The following is a 26,485-nucleotide window of genomic DNA, read 5'->3' as shown; positions in this document are numbered from 1 at the left end:
TGTATTATAATCATACAACAATGCACGACTCAGGTCGGATGCGCGGCAAAAAACTGTGCTATAAGCTCGCACAATGAGCGAGCTTCCCCGTACCCAGGCCTTGCGTTGCTTCATCACGGTCGCCCGTGAGGGCACTGTATCGCGCGCCGCCGCGATGCTGAAACTGACCCAGCCGGCGGTCAGCCTGCAACTGAAGGCGCTCGAGGAAAGCACCGGGCTGCTGCTGTTCAACCGCACGCCTGCCGGATTCACGCTGACCGAGGCCGGCGCCGCGTTGCTGCCGCTGGCGCACCGCGCGGTGGCGGCGGCATCCGACTTCAAGGCGATGGCGGATCAGCTGAACGAGGCGCAGCGCGGCACCTTGCGCGTCGGCACCATTCTCGACCCCGAATTCACCCGGCTCGGACCGTTCGTGCGCAGCCTTGCGATGTCCTCGCAGCGCACCGAAGTGTTCCTGCGTCATGGCGTCAGCGACGATGTGCTGGCGCAGATCGGCAGGGGCGAACTCGACGTCGGCTACTATGTCGACGCCACGCCACCGGACCAGCTGGTCCATCACAGCTTCACCGAGCGGACCATCGCCGACGGCCGCTACCAGCTGGCGCCGCTGCTCTGCTACGACTACCGCGTGATCGCGCCGATCGCCTGGCGGGACCGGGTGATCGGCAAGGGCTGGGCAGAGCTCGCCGAGCTGCCCTGGCTTGCGACACCGCCGCATTCCGGTCACCGGCGGCTGCTCGACGACATCTTCCGCCCGCTCGGCGCATTGCCGAAGCGCGTCGGCTACACCGATCAGGAAGAGGCGATGATCGACTTCGTCGAATCCGGCCTCTGCCTCAGCCTCGCGCGCGACAGCGTGCTGGCGCCACGGATGGCGCGCCCGCATCAATTCGTGATCGCCGATAGGGTGAAGCTGACCTGCGATCTCTCCTTCGCGAGCCTCGCCGCCCGCCGCCAGGAGCCGGTGATCGCCCACGCCTACGCCGCGGTGCGCGCGGTGTGGAATATCAAGCCGGCGATCGCCGGCGCCGGGCCGACGCGGACGCGCAAGGTCGCGAAGAACGTGTGACGCGGCTGCCGCCTTGATCGTGTCGGCGGACCAAGGATAGCCAATTCACTCAGGACCATTGCGGAGATTGGCGAGGCGGCTAATGATGATGCGACCGCGCCGGATCGCTTGATGCGCACAACAGCGGCACGATCGGCAACAGAGCGAGAGCGAAGTTCGGGACGCGGCGCGACGAGCGCTTCATGCCTGTATCCTACCAAAAAATTGGCATAGCAATTCCGTCCCGGGCTGCAGGACGGGCACGATTCAACCGCCCGCCGCTACGCGATCGGTCTCGATACACAATTGGCAACAAATCGCATTGGTCATGCTTCCGCGCCGGGGCTTGACTGAACCTCGCCGGCCATGTCCCATTTGAGCTTTGGTCAGTGAGCTGCCGAAACCGATATTTTTGGCGGTTGGCCGGCTCTTTAACAGCCCGCCGAGCGCCTCCATGTGCTGTGGAGTTTTTCATGACCACATACGTTGGGACCAACGGCGACGATACGGTTGCGAGCGCCGACGATGTCATTTACGGGCTCGACGGCAACGACAACCTGGCGGCGCCCTACGGGCCAACAACCAATCCGGTTATCTATGGCGGCGAAGGAAACGACACGCTTTCCGGATTCGCCGCCACCGCTTATGGCGGCAACGGCAACGATCTGATCTCGTCGACCGCCAGGGCCTATGGCGGTGATGGCAATGACAGCTTGCTAGGCATCGCGCAGTCACCCAATGGGACCGGAGGGCCGGCCTATGCGGACGGCGGCACAGGAAACGATTACCTCCAGGTCATCGACGGGCTGAACACAACCACGGGCTCGTACCTCTACGGAGGCGATGGCAACGATACGCTCGAGCTGGTCACAACCCCCTATTATGCAAACGGCGGGGACGTCCTCTACGGGGGCGAGGGTGCGGACCTTCTGTTCATCACCGGACCATACGGGGTGTACGGCGACCTCATGTACGGAGGGGCCGGTAACGACACGATCCTCGGTGGCGCCGCAGCGGACACTCTCGTCGGTGATGCTGGGGCGGATTTGCTCGAGGGTGGCGGCGGCAACGACTATCTCTACATGTCGTCCGGTGGCGGCACCGCTTATGGCGGCGACGGCAGTGACGTGTTCGTGGGGTCGTTGGCGAACGACATCATGATCGGCGACGCCGGAGATGATGTTCAGTACGGCTATGGCGGCAACGACTATCTCTATGGCGGCGCCGGCAACGACGCACTGTTCGGTGGCGACGGCACCGATGTGCTGATCGGCGGCGCCGGCAACGACTATTTCGACGGCGGCACCGGCGTGAACTACTATTTCGGCGGCAACGGCGGCGGGCCGGGTTCCGGCGCAGGCAACAATACGTTCAATGTCAGCCTGGACGGCATCGACGTGATCCAAGACTGGACTGAAGGTCAGGATGTCGTGGCACTCAACGGCTCGGGCTTCCAGTCCTTCGCCGACGTACTCGCGCACTCCTACCAGAACGGCGCCTACTTCGTGGTCCAGCTCAATCCGCTGACCGCCGTGTGGCTGAATGGCGCGACCGCCTCAACCGTGACGGCGAGCGATTTCACGATTCAGAGCTAGGCGGCAACGACCACTGCACCGTCCTGCCAGGCGAAGCGGATGATACTCTTGCCGTGCCCGCCGCGGCTGGCACGATGTGACTGCCGGCACTTCGCAGCGGTGCGCGCGTCGTCAAGGTTTTCAATGTCGCTGACGTCTCGATCGCGCGAGACCACGGCAACGGCCGGCCCGGCCGGTCCTAGGCCGCAACGACAACCGGCCGCGTCATATCAGCCATTGCCGGCACCAGCGACGGCGCCTCGCAATCCTGCAGAGCAAGCTCGTCCAGGAGTTCTTGCAGCCGTGGCGGCAGATCGGCGTAATCGCCGCGCAAGGCGTGGCGCAGCCGCTCGCCGATCTCGTCGCAGATGGCGCGTGCGTGCTCGGGCGCGATCAGATGAGGCTCACGCATCGACGTGGACCAGTTGGACGTCAATTGCTTGCAAAGGCCGCGAGCCGTCAGACGGCATTTCCGCGAACGCGGATCCCGCATGCGCACATGCGATCAAAACCAGGATCCGAACAATGCTGAACATGGTTCGTACTCCCTCTTCTCCTCCATCGATAGCAGCAGGTCGTTGCCGCCCGATTAGGGAAACTGGTTCGCGCGGCCTTTAAGGACGTGGTAAACGCGAAGTTTCGCGACCCCGCGGCAGCCGATCATGTCCCCCGCGAAGGGGACAGACACAGCCTGCGGAATCAATATGATGCGGAGCGGGACGGCGGCCGGCTATCCGGTCGCACAAAAACAACCTGCTGGGAGGATTTGCGATGAAGCTGGCGATGGCCGGAATCTGGGTGCTCGCGGGTGCCGTCCTGATTGCGCCGGACGCGCGGGCCGACATCAAGGTCGGCGTCGTGGTGTCGGCATCCGGACCGGGCTCGGCGCTCGGCCAGCCGCAGATGCGCACCATCGCGGCGCTGCCGAAGGAGATCGGCGGCGAGAAGGTCAGCTATATCGCGCTCGACGACGAATCCGATCCCACCAAGGGCACGCAGAATGCGCGGCGCCTGGTGATCCAGGACGGCGTCGACATCCTGATCGGCTCCTCGCTCACCCCCGTGACCATGCCGATGCTCGATGTCGCCTTCGAATCCAGGACGCCGATCATCTCGCTCGCGGCGGCGACTGCGATCGTGCGACCGATCGACGACCGCCGCCGCTGGGCCTTCAAGGTGGTGCCCAATGACGATCTGATGGCGGCCGCGATCCTGAAATACATCGCCAAGTCCGGCATCAAGACGCTGGGCTATATCGGCGTCTCCGACGGCTACGGCGAAGGCTACTACAATGAGGTGTCGCGGCTGGCGCCGACCCTCGGCCTCACCGTCACCACGCACGAGGTCTATGCCCGCGCCGACACCAGCGCGATGGGCCAGGCGCTGAAGGTGATCGCGACCAACCCGGAGGCGGTGTTCATCGCCTCCGCCGGCACGCCGGCCGTGCTGCCGCAGGAAGCGCTGCGCAGCCGCGGCTATGCCGGCAAGATCTTCCAGACCCATGGCGTGGCGTCGGAGGAATTCATCAAGCTCGGCGGCACCAATGTCGAGGGCGCGGTGTTCACCGGCGAGGCCTTCACCATCGCCGACGACCTGCCGGCGAACGATCCGTTCCGCCAGGTGCGCGACGCATTCGTGTCGTCCTACGAGAAGGTCAACGGGCACAAGCCGAATATCTTCGGCGCGCATCTGTGGGACGCGGTGACGCTGTTCCAGCGCGCGGCGGCCATCGCGCTGAAGACCGCAAAGCCCGGAACGCCGGAATTCCGCGCCGCGCTGCGCGACGAACTGGAGCGCGGCAAGGACGTCTATCTGAACAACGGCCTCTCCACCATGAGCCCGACCGACCACAACGGCTATGACGAGCGGTCGGCATTCGTGATCAAGGTCGACGGCGGCAAGTTCCGGCTGGTGAAGTAGGACGTCCAGCAAGACGTAGCCCGGATGAAGCGAAGCGCAATCCGGGAGCACCGGCCCCGGATTGCGCTGCGCTTCATCCGGGCTACCGGTCTCGAAATCCCCACCTCACACCTTGCCCTTGCCCGATCCGCAGATGCCCTTCAGCGCCTGCCATTCGGCCGGTGACAGCAGCGGCGGGCCGCTCGGCCGGATGCCGGCATCGGCCTTGTCCATGCGCGCAAGGCGGTCCTCGGTCAGCGGATGGCTGGAGACCAGCGACAGCCCCTTGCCGCCTTCCTTGCCGGTGACGCGGAACATCAGTTCGCCCATCGGCTTCGCCGGACGGCCGAGCTTGTGCATGGTCTCGATCGCAAAGCTGTCGGCATTGGTCTCGGCGTCACGCGAATAGGACGACGTCACCAGCGAGCGCGAGGCGAAGATCAGCGCGCCGGAGCCGGTGACGTCGCCGAACAGCAGCCCGATCAGGAACGAGGTGCCGCCATTGTGGATCAGCTCGCGCATGCTGTCGCGGTGCCGGAGATGGCCGAGTTCATGCGCCAGCACGCCTGCGATCTCGTCGGGGTCTTCCGCCTTCTCCAACAGCCCGTCGAACAGATAGACCTTGCCGCCCGGCAGCGCGAAGGCATTCGGCACCGACGTCGCCAGCACGCCCGAATGCACCGAATTGTCGAGGCCTGCGCTGTCCCGCAATTTGCCGACCAGCTTCGCGAAGGCCGCCTGTCCCGCCGCGTTGCTGCACGGCTTGCCGTCGAACACCACCTTGACCTGCGCCTCCGCGACATCGCCGAGCCGGCGCTCGAAGGACTCCGGCACCAGCGGCGTCAGCCGCTCGGCGGCGAGCGGCACGCCGAACAGCACCACCAGCACGATCGACACCGCGGGCCGCGAGCGACCAGCCGACGATCGCGGCGACACCCCTGCGGTTCGGCAGGTCGGCCTCGAGCGTATCGCAGCGCGCGACGAGCTCGGCGATCAGCTGGGGATCGCGGATCTCGAGCCGCGCCAAAGATGGCGCGCTCTGACAGCTCAGCCGCAACAATCCGGACGGGCTGTCGGCGCGGCGGATATCTTGGAACGCCCAGCGCGCGAGCAGCTCAGCATCCTGCCTGATCTCCAGCGCGTCGGTCAGTTTGAGCGCGACGATGCGCCGCCGGTTCGACAGGCCGTCGAAGAAGACGCCGCCGGGATCAGGCAGCGCCGCGGAGTTGGCCGCGCCGGCATCGGACTCCATGGTGCTAGAATCCACCGACATCGAGGCCGTCGGCAAAACCTTCGCCGAGCGCATTGGCGAGATCGCCGCGCGCGGTGACGTTGGCGGCGGCAGCGATGTTGTGCACGATGGTCGAGGACAGCACCCGGACCCAGAGATCGCGCATCAGATAGACCCGCATCACCACGTTCATCGCCAGCGCAAAGGCGAGATAGCCGATACCGAGCAGGACGATCAGGGGAATGCTCTTGGCGAACGCTTCGGTCTTGAAGAACGCATCGATCGAAGAGCCGTTGATGCTGGCGGCCAGGAAGACGCAGAGCATAACGTAGACCGCAAACACCACGACGAGCAGCAAGATCCAGCCGATCACCTTCCAGTAGAGGCCGACCAGCGCGCCGCGGCTCAGCGTCGATTCGAGCCGCACCTCGCCGAAGCGGATGCCCGACAACCACCAGCGCCACTCGACCGCCTTGAACGCGGCATAGGCGAACGGCGCGAAGACGTAGGACGACAGCGCGAACGGCATCAACAGCCACAGCCACCAGCCGCGCTTGAAGAACTCCCAGCCGCGGCCCTCGAACGAACCTTGCAGGTCGCCGTAATAGGAATGCCGCATCTTGTAGCGCTCGAGCGCCGCCTCGCGCCAGGGCAGCGCCAGGCCGAGCGTGATCATGACCAGAAGGCCCCAGAGCGAGGCCTTGAGCGCATAGATCCAGCCCGAGCCGCTCATCCAGAAGCGAACGCCGCGCCACACCGTGCGGGTGAGCCGGTAGCGCCGCGCGCGATAGATCGCGAACTGGCCGAACAGATAGAAGAAGGCGACCAGCGGCAGCGAGGCGAACGCTTTGAGATGCTCGGCCTCGATGCCGATCAGGAAGTAGCCGAGATAGATCGGCACCAGGATCGCCAACGCAACCAGGAAGCCGATCAACAGCTCCTTGCCGCGGCCGGTATATTCCGGCGCGTCGCCGTCGATCTGGGTGTTCGACCAGAGGTGACGGCGGATGTCGGTGGTGAGCCAGAACCGGTAGAAGCCGACGGTGATCAGTTCGAGCCCGGCGCCACGCGCCACCAGGCGGAAGAACTCCTTCCGCTTCCCTGAAAACGCCACCGGCATCGGCGGCGGTTGCGGGGGCGGCTGCGGCGGCCCCAGCGGGGTCCAGCTCATATCGTTCACGGCGTCACTCCAGGACGGGACAATCTCTGCGCATCAAAAGCACAGGTTTGTCGCTCCGAGTGTGATCCAGGTTTCACACAAGGTCGAGATCGCCGGGCGATTTTTGGCCTGATGCGGTTGGCCATGCCTTAACGGGATTGCCGGAACAGGGCGATCCCCGATGCCGGTATCCCCCGTCGGGCAAGGGCGCCGCCTGCACCCCGTCGTGCGTGAGCGTCGAACCCAAGGAGGGAACCAGATGACTTATGGATGAGGCGCTGCAAGCAAGACGTCGCCGCAACCGAGGAAAAGTCGCGATGAACAAGTGGATCATGTCGGCATGCTTCTCGACGTTCTTCATTGCGCTGACGGCAGCTCCCGCTGCCGCCGTCGATGTGCGGCTGGAGTCCTATCGCAATCCGAAGAACGAGAACTTTCGTATCTTCAATCATATGTACCTGGACGGCGTCAGGGGCGGCCTGATGGCCTCCAATGCCTGGCTGAAGCGGCATGGCGGCCAAATGCTGTTCTGCATGCCCGGCGACCTTGCACTGAGCAGCGAGCAAGTCGAAGAGATCATGCTCAAGTCGGCCGACAAGCGATCCGCGAAAGGCGACATGGCGATCGCTCTCCTGCTGCTGTGGGGCATGCAGGACACCTACCCCTGCGAAAAAGCCGGCGGCGAAAAAAGCGACAGCCAATAGAGACCAGCACCGACGCCGTCCAGCCGAATCAAACGCCGTTTCAAACACGCCTCGTCGCCTCCACGACCGGAAAGGTCCGGATTCGGCCGCTTTGACCTGACATCAATGCGGCCAAATGCGCCTCGACAGCCCTTGCGCGAACGGCGGAATGGGAATGTAATTCCGTAAAACATGCCGCGCCGGCGATGCCCCGGCCGCGGCAACGGTTGAGGAGCCGCCCATGCACGGGACCATCGATCTCGTCGACGACAAGAATCTGGACGCCGCGCGCGAACGCGCCAACACGCTGCCGCTCGCAGACTACGATCCCGGCAATCCCGATCTGTTCAAGACCGATACGTTCTGGCCGTATTTCGACCGGCTGCGCCGCGAGGATCCGGTGCACTACTGCAAGGACTCGATGTTCGGTCCGTACTGGTCGATCACCCGCTACAACGACATCATGGACATCGAGACCAACCATTCGGTGTTCTCCTCGGCTGCTTCGCTCGGCGGCATCACCATCCGCGACGTGCCGCCGGATCTGCGCCGCGAAAGCTTCATCGCGATGGACCAGCCGCGCCATTCGGCGCAGCGCAAGACCGTGGCGCCGATGTTCACGCCGACGCATCTCGACGAGCTCGCCATCAACATCCGCAAGCGCTCGACCGAGTGCCTCGACAATTTGCCGCGCGGCGAGGTGTTCGACTGGGTCGACAAGGTCTCGATCGAGCTGACGACGCAGATGCTCGCGGTGCTGTTCGACTTCCCCTGGGAGGACCGCCGCAAGCTGACGCGCTGGTCAGATGTCGCGACCACCCTGCCCGGCGCCGGCGGCCTCGTCGCCACCGAGGACGAGCGGCAGGCCGAGCTGATGGAATGCGCGAGCTATTTCGCGCGGCTCTGGAAGGAGCGATCGAGGCAGCCGCCGAAGAGCGACCTGCTCTCGATGATGGCGCACAGCGACGCCACGCGGAACATGGACCCGAAGAACTTCCTCGGCAATCTGATCCTGCTGATCGTCGGCGGCAACGACACCACGCGCAACACGCTGTCCGGCAGCATCTATGCGCTGGCCAAGCATCCGGAGCAGTACCGCAAGCTGCGCGACAACCCGGCCTTGATCGACAGCTTCGTGCCCGAGGTGATCCGCTGGCAGACCCCGCTCGCCCATATGCGGCGCACCGCGCTCTCCGACTTCGAATTCCGCGGCCGCCAGATCAGGAAGGGCGACAAGGTCGTGATGTGGTACGTCTCGGGCAACCGCGACGAGGAGGCGATCGAGAAGCCCTACGAGTTCCTGATCGATCGCGCCCGGCCGCGTACCCATATCTCGTTCGGCTTCGGTATTCACCGCTGCGTCGGCCTGCGGCTCGCCGAGTTGCAGCTCAAGATCATCTGGGAAGAGATCCTCAAGCGCTTCGACACTATCGAGGTGGTGGAGGAGCCGCAGCGGGTGTATTCCAGCTTCATCAAGGGCTACGAGACGCTGCCCGTGCGCATTGCCGCGTGAGGGTGCATTCGCTGTCGTGTTGATACATTTGCGTTCAGGAAGGCAGAATCGGATGGGTTAGGGAGAGGGGTAAGCCGCGCAGACAGCGCTCGTGGCTCACCCCTCTCTCCAACTCTCCCCCGCAAGGGGGAGAGAGCCCGACCACGTCCCGTGCGGCTTTGGAAAATTGCGAAGAGAGAGATCATGAACGTCCAGACCGCCATCCGTGCCGACCGGGCCGAACTGGAGCGCCAGGCGCGCGAGGAAGCCTATGCGACGCCGTTGAAGGATTTCCATCCCGGCGCGCCAAAACTGTTCCAGAACGACACGCTGTGGCCGTGGTTCGAGCGGCTGCGCAAGGAAGAGCCGGTGCACTACTGCACCAATGCGCCGATCGAGCCCTACTGGTCTGTGGTGAAGTACAACGACATCATGCATGTCGACACCAGCCACGGCATCTTCTCCTCGGACTCCACGCTCGGCGGCATCTCGATCCGCGACGTGCCGCCCGGCTACGACTATCCGAGCTTCATCGCGATGGATCAGCCGAAGCACGCCCATCAGCGCAAGACCGTGTCGCCGATGTTCACGCCGACGCACCTCGACGAACTCGCCAAGCTGATCCGCCAGCGCTCGGCCAGCGTGCTCGACAACCTGCCGCGCAACGAGACCTTCAATTTCGTCGAGCGCGTCTCGATCGAATTGACCACCCAGATGCTGGCGACGCTGTTCGACTTCCCCTGGGAGGAACGGCGCAAGCTGACGCGCTGGTCCGACGTCTCCACCGCGCTGCCGAAGGGCGGCATCGTCGAGTCGCCGGAACAGCGCCGGCAGGAGATGGACGAGTGCTACGGCTATTTCTCCAAGCTCTGGAACGAACGCGTCAACTCGGCGCCGCGCAACGATTTGCTGTCGATGATGGCGCATAGCGACGCCACCCGGCACATGGACCCCGACAATCTGATGGGCAACATCATCCTGCTCATCGTCGGGGGCAACGACACCACGCGCAACACCATGAGCGGTTCGGTGCTGGCGCTGCACGAGCATCCCGACCAGTTCCGGAAACTGAAGGAGAACCCCGCGCTGATCGACACCATGGTGCCGGAAGTGATTCGCTGGCAGACGCCGCTGGCGCATATGCGGCGCACCGCGCTTGTCGACACCGAGCTCGGCGGCAAGACGATCAGGAAGGGCGACCGCGTCGTGATGTGGTACGTCTCGGGCAACCGCGACGACGAGGTGATCGAGCGGCCCAACGAATTCATCATCGACCGCGCCCGGCCGCGCATCCATCTGTCGTTCGGCTTCGGCATCCACCGCTGCGTCGGCATGCGGCTCGCCGAGCTGCAGCTCAAGATCGTCTGGCAGGAGATGCTGAAGCGATTCGACCGCATCGAGGTGGTCGGCGAACCGAAGCGGGTCTATTCCAGCTTCGTCCGCGGCATCGAGACCCTGCCGGTCCGAATCCCGGGCTGAGGAACAACGCCAGCTCGACCTCGCGCTCCCGCCATGACGGCGATCAGCTCGGACGGCTTGATCGCACCGTTGCCGTGATGCGACGAGGCCGCTCGCTTCTCATCCCACGCACGCGGCGTCCTGGCTGTGGCCGTTGCGCATCACACGATAAGATTGCAGAGCCGGAGCGACAAAAATCGCGTGTTTGAGACTTTCGATGAATTATCGTCACCACGATCCGAACTAAAATTCGCCGGCGAGGATACGTCCAAGTCCAGTCGGCCAAGAAAACTGCCGGTCATGAACCGTTCGCCCAAGCCCATTGCACGAAGTCATCGCGCTACCCATCGCCTTGCACTCCTGACGAGCACGGCCGTTGCCCTGATGGCGGCGGTCGCCGCGGCATACGCCGATGGAGGCGTCGGCGGGGCCGGCGGTGGCGGCGCAGGCGGTAGCGGAGGTACGGCAGGTACCACTGTCTCGCCGAACGGCGGGGTGGGTGGAAATTCAACCGGCCAGGGCGCGGGTGGTGGCGGTGGCGGCGCCGCAGGCGGCGCCGGCGGCCTTGGCGGCATAGATTCCGGAAACGCCGGCAATGGCGGAAATGGCGGCGATGGCGGCAGCGGCATCGGCGGCAACGGCACGAATGGTGCGAACGGCGGAACAGGCACATCATCCTCCCTGAACGGCGGCGGCGGCGGCGGTGGCGGTGAAGGCGCAGCCGGTGCCGGCACGGGCGGCTCCGGCGGCGCGGGCGGTAACGGTGGCGCCGGCACTGATGGTTTTCCGGGAGCGCCCGGCATCTTCAGTATTCCGGGCGGAATCGGCGGCATTGGAATCGCTCAAGGCGGCGCCGGCGGCAGCGGAGCTTCCGGCGGCACCGGCCTGCAGGTCACGACCACAGGCACCACGACCGTCTCGCAAGCCGTCAGCGGCGGCGCTGGCGGAATCGGTGGTAGCGGCGGCGCCGGCGGCAATGGCGGGAACGGCGGCAGCGGTCCCCCCGGACTTGCTGGCTTGCCAGGAGCGATCGGCGGGTTGGGTGGATCAGGCGGCAGCGGCGGCGCGGGCGCCGTCTCGTCGGGCGACGGCGCACGCGGCGCCGATGGCGGCGCTGGTGCGATCGGCCTGCAGGCAATCAGCGCCGCCACACTCGCGATTTCGCAAACCGTGACCGGCGGTAATGGCGGTGCCGGCGGCAATGGCGGCAATGGCGGAAACGGCGGCGCCGGCGCCAATGGTGGCGCAGGTGGCGCAGGCGGCGCCAGCTCTGGATCCATATTCACTGGCGGCTCAGGCGGAAATGGCGGCGGCAGCGGAAACGGCGGCGACGCGACCAGCAACGGCGGCGTCGGCGGCAACGGTGCCAAGGGCGGCGACGGCCTTCGGCTCGAGAGCGGCGGCAACGCGACAAGCTCGATCGCGATCATCGGCGGCGCGGGCGGCAACGGCGGCAATGGCGGCAACGCCGGTAGCGCCGGCAATGGCGGCAATGGTGGCGTGGGCGGCGCCGGCGCCACATCCGCGCCGGGTACCGCCGGCACTCCCCTCAGCGGCGTGCCCGGTGGCATCGGCAACGGCGGCGGCTTTGGCGCCGGCGGCGGCGCCGGAAGCAACGGCGGCAACGCCTCCGGCAATGGCGGCAATGGCGGCAGCGGCGCCAACGGCGGCAACGGCGCGACGATCTCGAACGGCGGCCTGCTGACCAATCTGGGGATGATCACCGGCGGCGCGGGTGGTCACGGCGGTAATGGCGGCAACGCCGGCAATGCCGGCAGCGGCGGCAACGGCGGAGCAGGCGGAAGCGGCAGCAGCGGCAGCGATGGCGGGGCTGGCGGTTCCTCTGGTGTGCCCGGCGGCACCGGCGGCGCGGGCGGCCTTGGCGGCTTCGGCGGCCCCGGCGGGGGCCGGCGGCAATGCCGGTAACGGCGGCACGGCCTCGGGCAACGGCGGCAACGCCGGCAATGGCGGCAATGGCGGCGCCGGTGCGACGTTCGCCAATGGCGGCACGCTGATCAATCGCGGCAGCATCACCGGCGGCAATGGCGGCGGCGCCGGTGCGGCGGGCAGCGCAGGCCAGGCGGGCGGCGCAGGCAGCGCAGGAATCGGCGGCATCGGCGGCGCCGGAGGCGCAGGTGGTGCGGGCGGCGCGGGAGGTGCAAGCCCCGGGCCGGGCCTCCCGCCCGGCGCAGACGGCGCCACAGGCCAGAACGGCACCTCCGGAGGCAACGGCCTGGCCGGCACGAACGGCACGTCGGGGACTGCGACCGGCACAGCCGGCGCATCGGCGGCGGCGGGTCTCGGCGGCGTCGGCGTCAGCGGCGCCAACCTCACAATCATCAACAGCGGCTCGATCTCCGGCGGCCTCGGCGGCGACGGCGTCACGCGCGCCAACGCGATCCAGTTCACCGGCGGCAGCAACACACTGCAGCTTCAGTCCGGCTCCACCATCGTCGGCAATGTGGTCGGCACCGGCAACGACGCGTTCCAGCTCGGCGGCAGCGGCACCGCCAACTTCAATCTCGCTTCCTTCGGCAGCGGCCGGCAATACCAGGGCTTTGCGAGCTTCGGCGTGGTCGGCGGCGTCTGGACGCTGACGGGCAATAGCGCCAGTCCGGTTGCCCTGACGATCAACAATGGCACGGTCGACGTGAACGGCAGCCTCAATGTCGCGAGCGTCGCCGTCGGCTCCGGCGGCACATTGTCGGGCATCGGCATCGTCGATCCGGTGTCGACCACGATCATGAACGGCGGCACACTCGCCCCGGGCAATGCGTCCAATCCGACCGGAGTGCTGGCAATCGACGGCAATCTCGTGCTGCAATCAGGCGCATCCTACCTGGTGCACGTGACGCCGTCGGCATCCGCCTCGATCAGCGTGAACGGTATCGCGACACTCGGCGGCGCGACGGTCAGCGCGATCTTCGCCAACGGCAGCTACGTCTCCAAGCAGTACACCATCGTCACGGCAAGCAGCGGCGTCTCCGGCACATTCGGCTCTCTGGTCAACAGCAACCTGCCGTCGAATTTTGCAGCCGGGCTGAGCTACGACGCCAGTCACGCCTATCTCGACCTGACGCTCAACTACACCCCGCCACCGTCCGCTCCGGATTTCGGCAGTGGGCTGTCCGGCAATCAGCAGGCCGTCGGCAATGCGCTGGTCAATTTCTTCAACAGGGCGGGCGGCATTCCGTTGGTGTACGGCACGTTGACGCCGTCGGGCCTTTCGCAGGCCTCAGGTGAGCTCGGCAGCGGTGCGCAACAGGCGACGTTCAGCGCGATGAACCAGTTCATGGGCATCCTGACCGACCCCTTCATGAACCGGAACGGCGCGTCGTCCTCCATGCCGGCCGGGAACGGCTATGCCGATCCGTCACTGGGCTACGCGGCGAGCCATCGCGATGCCTATGCAATGCTCACCAAGGCGCCCCCGGCGACGTTCACGCAGCGCTGGAGCGTGTGGGCGACCGGTTTCGGCGGCTCGCAAACCACTGACGGCAACGCGGCGACGGGATCGAACAACACCAGCAGCAGCATCGTCGGCACGGCCATCGGCGCCGACTATCTGTTCTCGCCGAACACCGTCGCGGGCTTTGCAGTGGCCGGCGGCGGCACCAATTTCAGCGTGAACGGCGCAGGCTACGGCCGCTCCGACCTGTTCCAGGCGGGTGCCTATCTCCGTCACAATGACGGTGCCGCTTACCTCTCCGCCGCGCTGGCCTACGGCTGGCAGGACATCACCACCAACCGCAGCGTCACGATCGCGGGTCTCGATCAGCTGCGCGCCGAGTTCAACGCCAATGCGTGGTCCGGCCGTCTCGAAGGCGGCTACCGGTTCGTTGCGCCCGTTGTCGGCGGCGTCGGCATCACGCCCTATGCGGCGGGACAGTTCACCACTTTCATCTTGCCGGCCTATGCCGAGCAGACATTGGTCGGCTCGCCCGCCTTTGCGCTGGCCTACGCTGCCAAGAACGTCACCGACGTCCGCAGCGAATTGGGCGTTCGCACCGACAAGTCCTTTGCGATGCCGGACGGCGTCCTGACGCTGCGCGGCCGCCTCGCCTGGGCTCATGATTTCGATCCCGATCGCTCGGTCGGGGCGACCTTCCAGTCGCTGCCGGGCGCGAGCTTCGTCGTCAACGGCGCTGCGCAGGCCAGCGATGCCGCGCTGACGACGGCCTCGATCGAGATGAACTGGCTGAACGGCTGGTCGGCCGCCGCCGTCTTCGACGGCGAATTCTCCAGCGTGACGACCTCCTACGCCGGCAGGGGCACGGTGCGCTATCGGTGGTAAGCGCCTGCGGCTCCGCCATCCGGCGCACAATGTGGTAGACACCGTCAGCCGCGCGCTGCGGCGCTCCATGATTTGGCCGGTGACGAAACATGAACCGAAAAGAACGGCGTGCGGCCGGTAAGCGACGGGACGCGTCAGCCACGAACGCACCTGCTTTCGTCTCCACGGGCGTCAGCATGGCCGGCCTTGCCGCCGAGGCCAGCCGCTTCTACGCGATGCGCCGCTTTGGCGACGCGCAAGAGATTTGCTGGCAAATCCTCGCGCGCGAACCTGGCCATGTGCAGAGCCTGAACCTGCTCGGCCTGATGGCCCAGGCGGCCGGCGATCACCGGGCCGCGGCGAAGCTGTTCACCAAGGCGATTGCATCAGACGAAGTGAACGCCGCCTGCCACTACAATGCCGGCAACTCCTACCAGGCCCTGGGCAATCGGACCAAGGCGGCCGCCCACTTCAGCAAGGCGCTGGCGCTCGGCATGGATGCGAAGGCTGTCGGCTTCATCCTGCAGAGCCCGACCGTCACCCGCTATGTCGAACAGATTGCGGGCAAGTGGCCGCTGCCGATCGCGAACGCCGAATTGTTCGGCAGCGAAGGGATCGCCCCGCTTGCGAGCGATCTGTTCCTGCGCTCGGCGATGGAAGCGACGACGCTGGCCAGCATGCAGCTCGAGATGCTGCTGGGACATGCACGGGCCGAGCTGCTGCGGCTCGCGACCAACGCAGACGACGTCGATGACGACATCGTCGGCTTTGCCTGCGCGCTCGCCCGGCAATGCTTCATCAACGAATATGTCTATGGGCAGACCGCGGCGGACAGCGAACATGCGGGCGCATTGCGTGATCGATTGCTGCAGGACCTCGCGTCAGGCGCGGCGATCGCGCCATTGACGCTGGCGGTCGTTGCGGCCTACTGCCCGCTTCACGACCTGCCCGCGGCGGACGCGCTGCTGCACCGGGACTGGCCTGCGACCGTCGCCGGCCTGCTCCGGGTGCAGGTTCGCGAACCGCGCGAGGAGATCGCCGAACGCAGCGCCATTGCGGCGCTCACCCCAATCAAGAACGACGTCTCCGTCGAGGTGATGCGACAATACGAGGAAAATCCCTATCCGCGCTGGACCGTCAATCCGCTGACGGCGTTCGCGGCCGATCGGGCGCGGGGCCGGACCGTCGCGACCGCGGAACAGCAAGCCGAACGCGATATCCTGATCGCCGGTTGCGGCACCGGCTCGCACGCGATCCAGATCGCGCAGGTCTATCCGAACGCCCGCCTGCTCGCGGTCGACATCAGCATGACCAGCCTCGCCTATGCGCGACGCAAGACCCGCGAGCTCGGCTTGCGCAACATCGAATACGCGCTAGGGGATATCCTGGAATTGGGCGCGATCGATCGCAGCTTCGACAGCATCGAGTCGGTCGGCGTGCTGCATCATCTTGCCGAGCCGTTTGCCGGCTGGCGCGTGCTGGTCTCGCTGCTGCGGCCGGGCGGCACGATGCGCATCGGCCTGTATAGCGAGCTGGCGCGCCGCGTCATCGTCGAGGCCCGCGCCCGCATCGCCGCGCGCGGCTATCGCGCCACCGCCGACGACATCCGACGGTGCCGCCAGGAGGTCTTCCGCGAGGCGGAGCAATGGAGGCCGCTGATCGGCGCCAGGGATTTCTACAGCATGAGCGGCTGCCGCGATCTCATATTCAACGTCATGGAACATCGCCTCACGATCCCCGAGATCGCGGCCTTCCTCAGCGAGCACGGCCTGACGTTCCGGGGCTTTGAGCCGTTTGACGACCCGTCAGTGCTCGATCAATTCCGCAAGCAGTTTCCGGGCGCGGCCGACGAGACCAACCTGGATCAATGGCACCGCTTCGAGATCGAGCATCCCGAGACGTTCTGGGACATGTACGTATTCACGGCGCGAAAGAGCGCACCTTAACAGCAGGACGCTAGCGCGCGTGCTGGCCTTTATTGGTCGGCAACGGGCAATTCGTGCAGACCCGGTCGTCGCACATCCGGCAGATCGTAAAGCGATCCATCTCGGAGGTGTCCTGCCTTGCCAGCAACTCGCGGATCAAGGTCGCGAGTTGCTTCCGTTCGGCCGCCGACAGCACGTCGAGAAGCGACGTCACGGCTGAAATCCGCGATGCCAGCAATTCGTTGCGCGATGCGGCGCCGGTAGCCGTCAGGTGCAAAGCGACTTCACGGCCGTCCTTGCCCGCCCGGCGCTCGACCAACCGATCCGACACCAGCCGATCGACCAGCCGGACCGTTCCGGAATGCGACAGGCCGAGGATCCGCCTCAGCTTGTCGTTGGTCATGCCCTGGCCGTAGCCGATGACGATGAGCGCCGCGGGCGTCTCGCCGCCGCGGCCGACCACCTCGCGTGCACTCTGCTCAATGCGATCCATGACGGCGAGCGACAGCGCGCCCAGCAGATTGGCGATTCCGTTCTCCATGCCGGAAATAATATGTGCGTTGCGCACAAAAAACAACTTGACGCTATATGTGCGCTGCGCACATATTTGCCCGTGAGAGCAATGATGACGAAAAATGGAGATCCGCGATGACGATCCGAAGCACCGTGCTGGCAACGCCTGACAAGACCGTCAGCGAGCCAATGCTGAAATACGTGCAGGCCAACGGCGTGCGGTTTGCCTATCTCGAACAGGGCAGCGGACCGCTCGTGATGTTCATGCACGGCTTTCCCGACAACGCCTGGTCGTATCGCAAGCAACTGCAGGTGTTCGCCGATGCCGGCTATCACGCAGTCGCGCCGTTCCTGCGCGGCTACGCGCCGACCGAGATTCCGGCGGATGGCGTTTTCGATCCGATCGCGCTGGGCCGTGATCTCGTAGCGCTGATCGAAACGCTGAGCGACGACGGGCGAGCCTGCGTCGTCGGCATGGATTGGGGCGGCACCTCGACCTTCCAGGCGCTGGCCACCGCGCCGTCGGCAATCAAGGCCGCGGTGGTGATGAATACCGCGCATCCGATCACAATCCCGAGCCTCAGGAGCGATCCCGACGCGGTTCGATCGGTCTTCCATGTCTATTTCTTCACGGTGCCCGGCGCTCACGCGGCGGTCAACATCGAGGGACTTCCCTTCGTCGACTACCTTTGGAAATTGTGGTCGCCAGCCCTGGAGAACGACGAGCATATCCGCTCGGTCAAGCAGACGCTCAGCTCGCCCGGTACCATGAAGGCGGCATTGAAATACTATAATGGCCTGATCGATGCGGGAGTTGCGGGCCTGCTGCCGATCACCGACATGCATACGCCGACGCTGACGATCTATGGCGGCAACGACCCGACGGCGCGCTATTCGATCAAGGAAGAGCCGCTCTTCAAGGGGCCACATCGGCGCATCGTCCTGCCCGACGTCGGGCACTTCCCGCACCTCGAGCGCGAGGCCGAAGTCACCAGTCTGATCATGGACTGGTTCAAGAGCCACGCCGATTGAACCGGCGCGCCGCGAGCAGCGGCCACGTCAGCCGATATCTTTTCGTTTCCCTCAAAAGGAGTGCGCGCAATGGACGCCACCACACAGCAGCAACACGCCGAAGCGTTTCATGCTCTACACAGGCAGGGCGATCCGCTCGTCCTGTTCAACGCCTGGGACGTCGCCACCGCGAAGGCCATCGCAAAGAGCGCGCCGGCGGTGGCGACCAGCAGCGGCGCGGTTGCAGCCGCGCTGGGCTATGCGGACGGGGAAAATGCGCCGCTCGACATGGTGGAAGGCTTGGTCTCGCGCATGACCGCGTCTGTCTCGATTCCGGTATCGATCGATCTGGAGGCAGGATATGGCGACACGGCAGAGGCGGCCGCACATTCGGCGATCAGAATCCTGAAGGCCGGCGCCATCGGCATCAACATCGAGGACGGGCTTTTGGACGGAAAACGGCAACTCGTCAGTCCGGAGCAGCATGCCGCAAAGATCAGGGCGGTGCGGACCGCCGCGCAACAGTTCGGAATCCATCTCTTCATCAATGCGCGCACCGACCCGTTTCTGCTGAAGTTCGGCTCGCCGGAAGAATGCCTGAATGAGGCGGCGTGGCGTGCGAAGGTCTATGCCGATGCCGGCGCCGACGGCATTTTCGTACCCGGACTCACCGACCTCGCGCTGATCGAGGAATTCGTTCAGCTCACGCCGCTGCCGGTCAACATCATGGTGACGCGGGGCGTTCCCGAAATCCCGGAGCTCACCCGGGTCGGTGTTCGCAGGATTAGCCTTGGGCCTTGGCCGATGATGGCCGCGATGCGCGTCATCGGAGAGGCCGCCGCCGCGGTCATCGCGAGCAGGCAGTACGGTGCGTTCCTGCAGCCGAGCGCCTGAGTTCGAACGTCGCCGGCCGCGATGCGGGTATACAAATCCGGTATAGCTGCGCGAGCCAGATGCGAAGGGAATTAAAGCTGCTCGCGCAGTAAAGGCTTCGGCGAGGACGCGCCGCTGCGCGCCCCGTACCGAGGCCATGATGGACCAGATTGCCGTTCACCAGGACAGCGCCACCAGCACCGACTGGCCGGTTGCGATCTACCGCACGCTGAAGAGCTTTGGCGTGGCGCAGGTGTCCTACGTCCCCGACGCGGGACATTCCAAGCTGATCAAGCTGTCGCACGCAGACCGCGACATCAAGACCACGGTGCTGACGACCGAGGAGGAAGGCGTGGCGCTGGCCGCCGGCGCCTGGCTCGGCGGCGACCGCGCGGTGCTGCTGATGCAATCGAGCGGCGTCGGCAATTGCATCAACATGCTGTCGCTGATGGCGAGCTGCCGCTTTCCGCTGCTGACGCTGGTGACGATGCGCGGCGAATGGGCCGAGTTCAATCCCTGGCAGATCCCGATGGGCCGGGCGACGCCGCAGGCCTTCGAGATCATGGGCACGACCGTGCTGCGGCTGGAGAACCCCGACGACGCCGAGGAGGTGATCTCGGCCGCCGCCTCGCTCGCCTATGACGGCGACCAGCAGGTCGCCGTGCTGATCGCGCAGCGGATGATCGGCCGCAAGAAGTGGACCAGGGAGACGCATTGATGTCACTAGCAACAGTCACTCTCGACCGCCGCGCCGCCGTGAAGGCGCTGCTTGCCGACCGCGGCGATTTGCTCGTGATCTCCGGGCTCGGCTCCTCCTCCTACGACGTGTTCGATGCCGGCGAGCATCCCGGCAACTTCTATCTCTGGGGCGCAATGGGCGGCGCCGCGATGGTCGGGCTCGGCCTCGCGCTGGCGCAGCCGAAGCGGCCGGTGCTGGTGATCACCGGCGACGGCGAGCAGTTGATGGGGATCGGCAGCCTCCTGACGATCGCAACCAGGCAGCCTGGCAACCTCTCGATCGCAGTGCTCGACAACGGCCATTTCGGCGAGACCGGCATGCAGCTCAGCCATTCCGGGCTCGGCGCGAAGCTCGAGGTGATCGCTGATGGCGCCGGCATCCGCAGTGTCTCGGAGATCGCCGACATGGCCGGCATCGAGAGCTTCCGCAACGGCCTGCGCGACCTCGGTGGCGGTTCGCGGCTGGCACGGATCCGGATCGCCGCCGGCGAGGTCGAGCGCGCGCTGCCGCCGCGCGACGGCAGCTATCTGAAGAACCGCTTCCGCGGCCATCTCGGCTTCAAGGTGAGCTGAGATCTAATGCACACACCGCCGTCATTGCGAGGAGCGACAGCGACGAAGCAATCCATGCCTCCGCGCACGCCGCACGATGGATTGCTTCGCTTCGCTCGCAATGACGGAAGTAACTGCAGCCGCGCTCAGGCGAGCTGGATGTCCCAGAGACCCTCGGCGCGCAGCGCGGCGACCTCGTCGCGCAACAGTTTTGCGATCAGCGTCATCGCATTGGAGCCGGGATGCTCGACCGGCGAGGCCAAGGTCAGCTCGCGCCGCGGCGCCGGGCGCGCGATGGCGGCCGTCTCGAGTCGGTCCTCCGCCACCTCGGCGCGCACCGAGGACGGCGGCAGCATGGTGTATCCGAGCCCCTCCTCGACCAGGCTGGTCAGCACCCGGAACGAATCCGCCTCGAGCTTGACGTCGAGATCGATCTTCTTTCGGGCCGCGGCATGCTCGAGCAGCGCACGCAGGCCGTGCGAATGACTGGGCAGCACCAGGCGCTGGCGCATCAGCCAGCCGAATTCGACCTGCTTCTTCTGCTTCAGCCCGCTGCCGCGCGGGCCGACCGCGACGATCGAGTCGCGGCCGAGGCTCTGCACCGCCAGATGCAGATCGACCGAGGGGCCGTAGATCACCGCAAGGTCCATCTCGCCGCGATGCAGCCACTCGATCAGATGGCCGCTGTAGCTTTCGACGATGCAGAGCGAGATGCCGGGATAGCGCTCCACCGTGCGCCGCGCCAGCCGCGCCGACAGCACGCAGCTCACCGTCGGCACGAGGCCGAGCACGACGCGCCCGGACGGCGCGCCGCCGGAGGACTGGATGTCGTCGCGGATCTGGTCGATCTGCCGCACGATACCGCTGGTGCGCGCCAGCAGCAGCCGGCCGGCATCGGTCAGCACCATGCCGCGGCCGTTGCGCGTGAACAATTCGGTGCGCAGCTCGTGCTCCAGGAGCTTGATCTGCCGGCTCAGCGCCGGCTGCGCGACCCGCAAGGTATCGGATGCCTTGCTCAGACTCCCGAGTTCCGCGACGCACGCAAAGGTCCTAAGCTGGCGGAAATCCATACTTGCCAATCCTGGAAGGCAGGTTCATACGCTATAACAAAACAGCATAGGGAGTTTACCGGGCCCCCACAACAGCGGGCGCGCTTTGTCCGCGTCAAGCGCAACCTCTCGGCAAGACAGAAACAATGACCGCACACGATCAACACACCGACGACTACACCGACATCCGCGACGCGGTGGCAAAACTCTGCGCGCAGTTTCCCGGCGAATACTGGCGCAAGCTCGACCGCCAGATGGCCTATCCGAAGGAATTCGTCGATGCGCTGACGGAAGCCGGCTATCTCTCGGTGCTGATCCCCGAGGAATATGGCGGCGCGGGCCTGAAGCTGTCCGCAGCGGCGGCGATCCTGGAAGAGATCCAGCGCGCCGGCTGCAATGGCGGCGGCTGCCACGCCCAGATGTACACGATGGGCACCGTGCTGCGGCACGGCAATGACGCGCAGAAGGCCAAATATCTGCCGAAGGTCGCGACCGGCGAGTTGCGGTTGCAGGCGTTCGGCGTCACCGAGCCGACCAGCGGCACCGACACCTCGTCGCTGAAGACCTTCGCGCGCCGCGACGGCGATCATTACGTCGTCAACGGCCAGAAGATCTGGACCAGCCGCGCCGAATATTCCGACCTGATGATCCTCTTGGCGCGCACCACGCCGAAGGAGCAATCGCGAAAGCGCACCGACGGGCTCTCGGTGTTCATCGTCGACATGCGCGAGGTGAAGGGCAAGGGCCTCGAAATCCGCCCAATCCGCACCATGATGAACCACGCCACGACCGAAGTGTTCTTCACCGACATGAAGGTGCCGGCGGAGAACCTGATCGGCGAGGAAGGCAAGGGTTTCCGCTACATCCTCTCCGGCATGAATGCCGAGCGCATCCTGATCGCCGCCGAATGCGTCGGCGATGCCAAATGGTTCATCGCCAAGGCCACCAACTACGCCAAGGAGCGCAGCGTGTTCGGCCGGCCGATCGGCCAAAATCAAGGCATCCAGTTCCCGATCGCCAAGGCCTACGCCTCGATGCGCGCGGCGGAATTGATGGTGAAGGAAGCGACCCGCAAATACGAAGCAGGGCTCGACTGCGGCGCCGAGGCCAACATGGCCAAGATGCTGACGGCGGATGCCTCCTGGGAAGCGGCCAATGCCTGCGTGCAGACCCACGGCGGCTTCGGCTTCGCCGAGGAATACGACGTCGAGCGCAAATTCCGTGAGACCCGGCTCTACCAGGTGGCGCCGATCTCGACCAATCTGATCCTGTCCTTCGTCGCCGAGCACGTGCTCGGCATGCCCCGCTCCTACTGAGTTCTCCGATCATGCTGCCGCTTGAGGGATTGACCGTCATCGCCGTCGAACAGGCGGTTGCCGCGCCGTTCTGCTCGTCACGCCTGGCCGATGCCGGCGCCCATGTCATCAAGATCGAGCGGCCCGAGGGCGACTTCGCCCGCGGCTACGACGCCGCGGCGAAGGGCCAGAGCAGCTATTTCGTCTGGCTCAACCGCGGCAAGGATTCCGCCGTGGTCGATCTCGCCACCAAGGAAGGCCGCGCGCAGCTGGAACAGCTGATCGCAGGCGCCGACGTGCTGCTGCAGAACCTGAAGCCGGGCTCGATGGACAAGCTCGGCTTCTCGCGCGAGCGGCTGCGCAAGGATTATCCAAAGCTGATCATGTGCACGATCACGGGCTATGGCGACACCGGCCCGTACGCCGACCGCAAGGCCTATGATCTCCTGATCCAGGCCGAGAGCGGCCTTGCCTCGATCACCGGCGGGCCCGAGGGCGCCTCGCGGGTCGGCATGTCGATCGTCGACGTCGCGACCGGCGCCACCGCGCACGCCGCGATCCTCGAGGCGCTGATCGGCCGCGGCCGCACCGGAGACGGTGCCGATATCCGGATCTCGATGTTCGATGTGATGGCCGACTGGCTCACCGTGCCGCTGCTCAATGCCGAGGACGGCAAGTCGCCGAAACGCATCGGCCTCGCCCATCCCTCGATCGCGCCCTATGGCGTGTTCCGCTCCAAGGACGGCAAGGAAATCCTGATCTCGATCCAGAGCGAGCGCGAGTGGAAAGTGCTGTGCGCCAAGGTGCTGGGACAGCCCGGCCTGCCCGACGATCCGCGCTTCGCCAACATGGTCGAGCGCGTGCGCAACCGCACGCTGACCGACGGAATCGTCAGCGACAGTTTCGGCAGACTGACGCGCGAGGAATTGCTGGCGAAGCTCGCCGAAGCCGACATCGCCTTTGCCGAGGTCAACAGCATGGACGATCTGGCCAGGCATCCGCATCTGCGCCGCATCGAGGTCGACACCCCGAACGGCAAGGTCAGCTATCCGGCGCCGGCCGCGATCGTGGTCGGCGAGGACAGGCATTACGGCAAGGTGCCCGCGATCGGCGAGCGCACCAAACGTCCTTGAAATCCCTCCTGCCCGGGCAAGACAGTCATGACCGATAAACTCGACCTCGATCATCTCCGCCAGTGGATCGGCAAGACCACGGAGGCCTCCGACGTCGTCACCAAATATCTCGTGATGGGGTTGCGCGCGACGCTGTTCCAGGAGATCGGCGAGCCGAAGGCAGGCGATGCCGCGCCGTGGACCACGCATTGGTGCCTGGCGCAGCCGGTGTTTCCGATGTCGCAACTCGGACCCGACGGCCATCCGACCCGCGGCGGCTTCCTGCCGCCGGTGCCGCTGCCGCGCCGGATGTGGGCCGGCGGCGAGCTCGAATTCTTCGACAACTTGCGGATCGGCGACGAGGCCAAGCGCACCTCCAGGATTGCCGACGTCACGGTGAAGTCGGGCTCGACCGGCACGCTGTGCTTCGTCTCGGTCAATCACGAGGTGACGACGCCACGCGGACTTGCGGTGCGCGAGCGGCAGGACATCGTCTATCGCGAGATGACGAGCACATCGACGGCTGCGCCCGCCAAGGCGCCGCCACCGCCACCGCCAGTCGCCCAGCATCGCGAGAGCCATGTCTCCGACCCGGTGCTGCTGTTCCGTTATTCGGCGCTGACCTTCAACGGCCACCGCATCCATTATGATCGCGACTACGTCACCAAGGTCGAGGGCTATCCGGGCCTGATCTTCCACGGTCCGCTACAGGCCTCCTTCATCGTCGAGCTCGCCGCGAAACTCCGCGGCGGCAAGCCGCCGAAGAAGCTCACCTATCGCGGCGTGCAGCCGCTGTTCGAGGGCAGCGAGTTCTCGATCAATGCCAACGAGAAGGACGGCGGCATGGAGCTATGGACCGCCAATGCCGAGGGCCAGCCGACCATGAAGGGCACGGCGACCTGGTAACGCCTGATTGCGGCACGAGATGAAGCGCCGACTTTCGCCGGCGTCTCCTATCCTTTACTGTGATCGCTTTCAGCCACGGATCACGGGATCATGAGTCGCTTCTGGAGTTCAGTCGTCCACAATCTGTCGCCCTACGTGCCCGGCGAACAGCCGAAGATCGACGGCCTCGTCAAGCTCAACACCAACGAGAACCCCTACCCGCCATCGCCGCGCGCAATCGCGGCAATCACCGCGACCACCGATCGCCTGCGGCTCTATCCGGATCCGCGCTCAACCGCGCTGCGCGAAGCGATCGCGGCGCGCTACGGCGTGACGGCGGATGAGGTGTTCGTCGGCAACGGCTCGGACGAGGTGCTGGCGCACGCCTTTCCGGCGCTGCTGAAGCACGACAAGCCGCTGCTGTTCCCCGACATCACCTACAGCTTCTATCCGGTCTATTGCCGCCTCTATGGCATCAGTCATGAAACCGTGCCGCTCGATGCCGAGATGCGGATCAACCTCGCCGACTACCGGCGCCCGGGCGGCGCCATCCTGCTGTGCAATCCCAACGCGCCGACCGGCATCGCGCTGCCGTGCGCCGCGATCGAGGCGCTGGCCACCGAGCAGCCGGACCGGCTGGTGGTGGTCGACGAGGCTTATGTCGACTTCGGCGCCGAAAGCGCGGTGCCGCTGGTCGCGCGTCATGACAATCTCTTGGTGATCCAGACGCTGTCGAAGTCGCGCGCGCTGGCGGGCCTGCGCGTCGGCTTCGCCATCGGCCAGCGCCCGCTGATCGAGGCGCTGGAGCGGGTCAAGGACAGCTTCAACTCCTATCCGCTGGATTGCTTTGCGATCGCAGGCGCAGTCGCCTCCATCGATGACGAGGCATGGTTCGACGAGACGCGGCAACGCATCATCCGAAGCCGCGAGGCGCTCACCCGCGGCCTCGCTGAGCTGGGCTTCGAGGTTTTGCCATCGCATGCGAATTTCGTGTTCGCCCGCCATGGCGGCCATCGCGGCGCCGATCTCGCCGCCAAGCTGCGCGAGCGCGGAGTTTTGGTTCGGCATTTCCAGAAGCCGCGGATCGAGGATTTCCTGCGCATCACGGTCGGCACGGACGACGAGTGCGGCCGCCTGCTCGCCCTGCTGCGCCAGATGGTCTGACCCCGTTTCGGCTGTCCGCTGGAACCGAAAGCCGGCCTGCGCGTTTCCCCGCCCTGACGGAGGACGCCATGCTTAGAGACGAACAGGTCGCGGTTCTCCGCGACATCGCGCAATCCATTGCCTTTGCCGACGACGTGCAGGGCGAGGTCGACCGGCTCATCAAGGAAGGCTACGTCGCCAAGGACGGCGACCTCTACGAGTTGACGCCGAAAGCCGAGAAGGTGTTGTCCGAGCGCGGCGCCAGCTTCAACCGGGCATAAATGACGCCGCTTCCGGCACCACCTACGCGCCCGGCGCGCACCGTGCCGCGCTGAATTTGATGCCGAGAGCCATGTTTCTTCACCAAGCTGTGCGACCGATCGCGCGTCCCGCATTCCCGTCACTCCGGCACTGGCTTGCCGGCTGCTCGCGAACGATATAGTCGGCGTCCCAGTCCGGCCCATTGGCATCGTGTCCGCCGATCCGAATCTCATGCCCACCATGGATTGTGGCTGCCCGACGCAAGCGGAGCCGCACCGCGCGTCGCACAGGACGGCGATCCGCCTGTCCGT

General features: G+C 65.7%; 22 protein-coding genes and 1 pseudogene. 18 read left to right on the top strand and 5 right to left on the bottom strand.

From position 1 onward, the window contains the following. Positions 1-73 precede the first annotated feature (73 nt). Positions 74-1,069, top strand: a complete 996-nt coding sequence (locus ACVMB0_RS16115) for a LysR family transcriptional regulator (protein WP_461346907.1) — start codon at positions 74-76, stop codon at positions 1,067-1,069. A 452-nt stretch (positions 1,070-1,521) separates the two neighbouring features. Next, the gene (locus tag ACVMB0_RS16110) at positions 1,522-2,643 is read left to right on the top strand and encodes a calcium-binding protein (protein WP_461346906.1); all 1,122 of its coding nucleotides are present in this window, start codon (positions 1,522-1,524) and stop codon (positions 2,641-2,643) included. Positions 2,644-2,821: 178 nt separating this feature from the next. On the opposite strand, the gene ACVMB0_RS16105 is transcribed toward ACVMB0_RS16110, so the two are convergent. Beyond that, positions 2,822-3,034, bottom strand: coding sequence for a hypothetical protein (locus ACVMB0_RS16105; RefSeq protein WP_461346905.1), 213 nt, complete (start codon positions 3,032-3,034; stop codon positions 2,822-2,824). A 359-nt stretch (positions 3,035-3,393) separates the two neighbouring features. Between ACVMB0_RS16105 and ACVMB0_RS16100 the strand changes: the two genes are divergently transcribed. After that, the gene (locus ACVMB0_RS16100; RefSeq protein ID WP_461346904.1) at positions 3,394-4,542 is read left to right on the top strand and encodes an ABC transporter substrate-binding protein; all 1,149 of its coding nucleotides are present in this window, start codon (positions 3,394-3,396) and stop codon (positions 4,540-4,542) included. 105 nt (positions 4,543-4,647) lie between these two features. Here ACVMB0_RS16100 and ACVMB0_RS16095 read toward each other — a convergent pair. Beyond that, a pseudogene (locus tag ACVMB0_RS16095) lies at positions 4,648-5,773 on the bottom strand (M48 family metallopeptidase). A 4-nt stretch (positions 5,774-5,777) separates the two neighbouring features. Beyond that, positions 5,778-6,923, bottom strand: a complete 1,146-nt coding sequence (locus ACVMB0_RS16090) for a DUF898 family protein (protein ID WP_461349662.1) — start codon at positions 6,921-6,923, stop codon at positions 5,778-5,780. A 254-nt stretch (positions 6,924-7,177) separates the two neighbouring features. On the opposite strand from ACVMB0_RS16090, the gene ACVMB0_RS16085 reads away from it, so the two are divergent. The 6 genes from ACVMB0_RS16085 (at position 7,178) to ACVMB0_RS16060 (ending at position 16,763) form a co-directional block, all read left to right on the top strand. Then, positions 7,178-7,615 (top strand): hypothetical protein, encoded by a 438-nt coding sequence (locus tag ACVMB0_RS16085; RefSeq protein ID WP_461346903.1) that lies wholly within the window; start codon positions 7,178-7,180, stop codon positions 7,613-7,615. A gap of 220 nt (positions 7,616-7,835) precedes the next feature. Further along, a complete protein-coding gene (locus ACVMB0_RS16080) occupies positions 7,836-9,107 on the top strand; it encodes a cytochrome P450 (protein ID WP_461346902.1) in 1,272 nt (423 codons plus the stop codon). Between the two features lie 183 nt (positions 9,108-9,290). Further along, positions 9,291-10,565, top strand: coding sequence for a cytochrome P450 (locus ACVMB0_RS16075; protein ID WP_461346901.1), 1,275 nt, complete (start codon positions 9,291-9,293; stop codon positions 10,563-10,565). 474 nt (positions 10,566-11,039) lie between these two features. After that, positions 11,040-12,470, top strand: coding sequence for a hypothetical protein (locus tag ACVMB0_RS16070; protein WP_461346900.1), 1,431 nt, complete (start codon positions 11,040-11,042; stop codon positions 12,468-12,470). Further along, positions 12,367-14,838, top strand: a complete 2,472-nt coding sequence (locus ACVMB0_RS16065) for an autotransporter domain-containing protein (RefSeq protein WP_461346899.1) — start codon at positions 12,367-12,369, stop codon at positions 14,836-14,838. Before ACVMB0_RS16070 ends, ACVMB0_RS16065 begins: the two co-directional genes overlap by 104 nt. Before the next feature lie 176 nt (positions 14,839-15,014). Continuing rightward, entirely contained in the window at positions 15,015-16,763 is a 1,749-nt protein-coding gene (locus tag ACVMB0_RS16060; RefSeq protein ID WP_461346898.1) for a class I SAM-dependent methyltransferase, read from the top strand. A 10-nt stretch (positions 16,764-16,773) separates the two neighbouring features. Here ACVMB0_RS16060 and ACVMB0_RS16055 read toward each other — a convergent pair whose 3' ends face one another. Beyond that, positions 16,774-17,418 carry a MarR family winged helix-turn-helix transcriptional regulator gene (locus ACVMB0_RS16055; RefSeq protein ID WP_461346897.1) on the bottom strand — a complete coding sequence of 215 codons (645 nt, stop codon included), beginning with the start codon at positions 17,416-17,418 and terminating at the stop codon, positions 16,774-16,776. Here ACVMB0_RS16055 and ACVMB0_RS16050 point away from each other — a divergent pair. The 4 genes from ACVMB0_RS16050 to ACVMB0_RS16035 all read left to right on the top strand — a co-directional run bounded on the left by ACVMB0_RS16050 (position 17,391) and on the right by ACVMB0_RS16035 (position 20,450). Continuing rightward, positions 17,391-18,287 carry an alpha/beta fold hydrolase gene (locus tag ACVMB0_RS16050; RefSeq protein WP_461346896.1) on the top strand — a complete coding sequence of 299 codons (897 nt, stop codon included), beginning with the start codon at positions 17,391-17,393 and terminating at the stop codon, positions 18,285-18,287. The genes ACVMB0_RS16055 and ACVMB0_RS16050 overlap by 28 nt on opposite strands. Positions 18,288-18,356: 69 nt before the next feature. Beyond that, a complete protein-coding gene (locus tag ACVMB0_RS16045) occupies positions 18,357-19,160 on the top strand; it encodes an isocitrate lyase/PEP mutase family protein (protein WP_461346895.1) in 804 nt (267 codons plus the stop codon). Between the two features lie 136 nt (positions 19,161-19,296). Next, positions 19,297-19,857 (top strand): thiamine pyrophosphate-binding protein, encoded by a 561-nt coding sequence (locus tag ACVMB0_RS16040; protein WP_461346894.1) that lies wholly within the window; start codon positions 19,297-19,299, stop codon positions 19,855-19,857. Next, entirely contained in the window at positions 19,857-20,450 is a 594-nt protein-coding gene (locus ACVMB0_RS16035; protein WP_461346893.1) for a thiamine pyrophosphate-dependent enzyme, read from the top strand. The genes ACVMB0_RS16040 and ACVMB0_RS16035 overlap by 1 nt, the downstream gene beginning before the upstream one ends. A 125-nt stretch (positions 20,451-20,575) precedes the next feature. Here the strand turns inward: ACVMB0_RS16035 and ACVMB0_RS16030 are convergent, their stop codons facing one another. Beyond that, complete coding sequence (locus ACVMB0_RS16030; protein WP_461346892.1) at positions 20,576-21,499, bottom strand: LysR substrate-binding domain-containing protein; 924 nt, start codon at positions 21,497-21,499, stop codon at positions 20,576-20,578. Positions 21,500-21,624: 125 nt separating this feature from the next. Here ACVMB0_RS16030 and ACVMB0_RS16025 point away from each other — a divergent pair, with 125 nt between their 5' ends. The 5 genes from ACVMB0_RS16025 (at position 21,625) to ACVMB0_RS16005 (ending at position 26,194) form a co-directional block, all read left to right on the top strand. Then, on the top strand, positions 21,625-22,794 hold the full coding sequence (locus ACVMB0_RS16025; protein ID WP_461346891.1) for an acyl-CoA dehydrogenase family protein: 1,170 nt from the start codon (positions 21,625-21,627) through the stop codon (positions 22,792-22,794). 11 nt (positions 22,795-22,805) lie between these two features. Further along, the gene (locus ACVMB0_RS16020) at positions 22,806-23,906 is read left to right on the top strand and encodes a CaiB/BaiF CoA transferase family protein (RefSeq protein WP_461346890.1); all 1,101 of its coding nucleotides are present in this window, start codon (positions 22,806-22,808) and stop codon (positions 23,904-23,906) included. Between the two features lie 27 nt (positions 23,907-23,933). After that, a complete protein-coding gene (locus tag ACVMB0_RS16015) occupies positions 23,934-24,791 on the top strand; it encodes an HTD2 family dehydratase (protein ID WP_461346889.1) in 858 nt (285 codons plus the stop codon). 90 nt (positions 24,792-24,881) lie between these two features. Continuing rightward, complete coding sequence (hisC, locus tag ACVMB0_RS16010) at positions 24,882-25,934, top strand: histidinol-phosphate transaminase (RefSeq protein WP_461346888.1); 1,053 nt, start codon at positions 24,882-24,884, stop codon at positions 25,932-25,934. Between the two features lie 68 nt (positions 25,935-26,002). Continuing rightward, positions 26,003-26,194: a Rossmann-fold NAD(P)-binding domain-containing protein gene (locus ACVMB0_RS16005; RefSeq protein WP_456749933.1), complete on the top strand. Its 192-nt coding sequence runs from the start codon at positions 26,003-26,005 to the stop codon at positions 26,192-26,194. Positions 26,195-26,485 lie beyond the last annotated feature (291 nt).

Source organism: Bradyrhizobium sp. USDA 4451, from assembly GCF_054822585.1.
The sequence above is the reverse complement of the archived record's forward strand: the minus strand, read 5'-3'. Positions and strand labels throughout refer to the sequence as shown.

Excerpts from the sequence above, each read along its gene's own strand:
- ACVMB0_RS16115 (WP_461346907.1), top strand. The coding sequence starts at position 74 with ATGAGCGAGCTTCCCCGTACCCAGGCCTTGCGTTGCTTCATCACGGTC.
- ACVMB0_RS16110 (WP_461346906.1), top strand. The coding sequence starts at position 1,522 with ATGACCACATACGTTGGGACCAACGGCGACGATACGGTTGCGAGCGCC.
- ACVMB0_RS16105 (WP_461346905.1), bottom strand. The coding sequence starts at position 3,034 with ATGCGTGAGCCTCATCTGATCGCGCCCGAGCACGCACGCGCCATCTGC.
- ACVMB0_RS16100 (WP_461346904.1), top strand. The coding sequence starts at position 3,394 with ATGAAGCTGGCGATGGCCGGAATCTGGGTGCTCGCGGGTGCCGTCCTG.
- ACVMB0_RS16090 (WP_461349662.1), bottom strand. The coding sequence starts at position 6,923 with ATGAGCTGGACCCCGCTGGGGCCGCCGCAGCCGCCCCCGCAACCGCCG.
- ACVMB0_RS16085 (WP_461346903.1), top strand. The coding sequence starts at position 7,178 with ATGGATGAGGCGCTGCAAGCAAGACGTCGCCGCAACCGAGGAAAAGTC.
- ACVMB0_RS16080 (WP_461346902.1), top strand. The coding sequence starts at position 7,836 with ATGCACGGGACCATCGATCTCGTCGACGACAAGAATCTGGACGCCGCG.
- ACVMB0_RS16075 (WP_461346901.1), top strand. The coding sequence starts at position 9,291 with ATGAACGTCCAGACCGCCATCCGTGCCGACCGGGCCGAACTGGAGCGC.
- ACVMB0_RS16065 (WP_461346899.1), top strand. The coding sequence starts at position 12,367 with ATGGCGGGGCTGGCGGTTCCTCTGGTGTGCCCGGCGGCACCGGCGGCG.
- ACVMB0_RS16060 (WP_461346898.1), top strand. The coding sequence starts at position 15,015 with ATGGCCGGCCTTGCCGCCGAGGCCAGCCGCTTCTACGCGATGCGCCGC.
- ACVMB0_RS16050 (WP_461346896.1), top strand. The coding sequence starts at position 17,391 with ATGACGATCCGAAGCACCGTGCTGGCAACGCCTGACAAGACCGTCAGC.
- ACVMB0_RS16045 (WP_461346895.1), top strand. The coding sequence starts at position 18,357 with ATGGACGCCACCACACAGCAGCAACACGCCGAAGCGTTTCATGCTCTA.
- ACVMB0_RS16040 (WP_461346894.1), top strand. The coding sequence starts at position 19,297 with ATGATGGACCAGATTGCCGTTCACCAGGACAGCGCCACCAGCACCGAC.
- ACVMB0_RS16035 (WP_461346893.1), top strand. The coding sequence starts at position 19,857 with ATGTCACTAGCAACAGTCACTCTCGACCGCCGCGCCGCCGTGAAGGCG.
- ACVMB0_RS16030 (WP_461346892.1), bottom strand. The coding sequence starts at position 21,499 with ATGGATTTCCGCCAGCTTAGGACCTTTGCGTGCGTCGCGGAACTCGGG.
- ACVMB0_RS16025 (WP_461346891.1), top strand. The coding sequence starts at position 21,625 with ATGACCGCACACGATCAACACACCGACGACTACACCGACATCCGCGAC.
- ACVMB0_RS16020 (WP_461346890.1), top strand. The coding sequence starts at position 22,806 with ATGCTGCCGCTTGAGGGATTGACCGTCATCGCCGTCGAACAGGCGGTT.
- ACVMB0_RS16015 (WP_461346889.1), top strand. The coding sequence starts at position 23,934 with ATGACCGATAAACTCGACCTCGATCATCTCCGCCAGTGGATCGGCAAG.
- hisC (WP_461346888.1), top strand. The coding sequence starts at position 24,882 with ATGAGTCGCTTCTGGAGTTCAGTCGTCCACAATCTGTCGCCCTACGTG.
- ACVMB0_RS16005 (WP_456749933.1), top strand. The coding sequence starts at position 26,003 with ATGCTTAGAGACGAACAGGTCGCGGTTCTCCGCGACATCGCGCAATCC.